The organism is Pseudomonas sp. P5_B2 (genome assembly GCF_056400445.1).
Genome location: NZ_JBFULH010000699.1, coordinates 1 through 1,968 on the forward strand (window position 1 = coordinate 1; position 1,968 = coordinate 1,968).

Consider the following 1,968-nt stretch of genomic DNA (forward strand, 5'->3'; position numbering starts at 1 on the left):
GTGGCGGGGTCATCCAGATGAACAATGTGTACAAGGCCCTCGGCGTCTACCTTGACGTTGAACCAGCGGTTGGCCACCTTCGCATAGGTTTTTTCGTTGAGCTGATAAAGGTGAGTCGAGGCTTCATTGATGATTGTCAGGTCACGATGAGTGAGGTCCGGCCCATCCACCTTGAGGGTGTCGAGGTAGATCCCCAGCATCGCAGGTGTTCGTCTCGGAACGGATCCGGCGATCTCGAGGGCACTGTAATGCGCAAGTGGAAGTTCAGAGGTGATCGGGGTTGGATTCAGCGCAACAACAGCGGGTAATCGCCCAAGAATCGGCTCTTGCGCAGCTTGCGGCTTGCGTGGCCTGCTTGACAACGCCCTGCGCCGCATCACCAGGTGATGACTGAGAATGATGCCCACGGTCAATAAAATATCACCCACCGATGTCCATTCGATAAGGGTGTCACCTTTCTCATGGGCATCGATTGACTGCTGTATTTCGTTGATGGTCTGCCAAAGCCAGACTGCGGTTCCAACCGTGCCACTGAGGAAATTTGTGGTGACGTTGAACAACGCCCAACTACTGTCTTTGAGCAAGGTCCAGCGTCGTTCCGCATTGGATTGGGACTGGCGGTCCGCAAGCTCGACCAACGCCTTGGCGTTGCTCTTGAACAGGGTCGACATGATGTTGCCGGTGATCTTGTTACTGTTGAGAACGACGCGACCGAACCGGTCGCTATGCTGCAAAGGGCTGACCAATTGCTCTGCCACGAGCCAAGGGGAAGGCAGTCCGATCGGAAAAACGTACTGGGCGTACTCAAAGCTCAGTGTCATGTCGGACAGCCAGGCCAGCACCGAGTCCCGAAGTTCACCGGGTTGGTGTAGCGCGTACAGCAGGTTCTGTGGCGACGGAAATTGCAACAATGGTTTATCGAACATCGGACGATAGAGCAGGCACGCGCCGTTTTCGGCATTGCGAGGGCTGATGATGAACATGTTTGAAACCGTATCGCTGGAGCTGATCAGTCGATGCCGGGGCGTCATCGACAGCGGGTAAATCGCGATGGCCTGCGACGTCTCGGCCACGGGATCGAACAGATCGCAAAGGTATCGATAGCCTTGCTCATCGATGCCGTTTTCCTGTTTGACCTTGGCTTCCAGTGCCGTCAGCGGCAACAGTAGACGCAGCTGTTCGCGGTAGAAGCTTTCTTGTCTTCGGGACTGTGCAGGGCTATCAATCAGCTGGCTCTTGATCAGTTTTGGGTAGGCCTCACCGATATCGACGCGCGCCGAGACGGCGGTGAGGAAGGCGGGGGAGAGCCAATCCGGAACCGACTGGCCATGTTTGAAGGACAGCGTTGCGAGGTAGGGCGCCTGGTTCTCCAGGGCGAACTCGGCGAGTGTTTCAATGCGGTGGTCAAGGGGATTGGGAAGCGTGAGGTTATCGACGGTAAAGCTGTTGGTGAGTTTGATTTGAAGCTCGTCCAGTGGCAGGTTTACGGCACCGACCGCCACTGGATCCGCAATGATTGYTTCGCGCATCAGTCGTTGCGCGTGGTTGCCGATGGACGGTATTTCGTCTCTGGCGGCCTTGTGTCCGGGCTGGCGATAGAGATTGCCCAGCCCGGTGACGTAGCGACTGTAGTCTTGTATGTCACGGGTCGAGGCATTGCGCAGCCATTCGGGGATCGCCGCCACGAGCTGATTGAGGCGCGCGTGCTCAAGGGTATCGAGCCCGGTTTCTGGTTCCACGTCATCATCAAGCGGAGCCTCAAGAAATCTCAACGAATCTATGGCGTCGAGTTGTGACGACACCAGCGCCCAGGCCATGTGATCGAAAATATTTCCCTGTGGCTCATAAAGCCTCCATTTCATGGCGCGTCCTTGCAATTGATCGCCCAGTCGTGTCGGAAGTGATTCCCCCAGTTGTGCCATCGAGCGGAATGACTCGTAGCCGCGCTCGATCGTGTACATCGTCAGC

At 56.4% G+C, this 1,968-nt stretch carries 1 protein-coding gene; it reads right to left on the reverse strand.

All coding sequences use genetic code 11. The annotated features are described in order from the left end of the window. On the reverse strand, positions 1-1,961 hold a 1,961-nt coding region (locus AC1DRJ_RS25760), incomplete at its 3' end, for a dermonecrotic toxin domain-containing protein (protein WP_477804640.1). Positions 1,962-1,968: the final 7 nt, after the last annotated feature.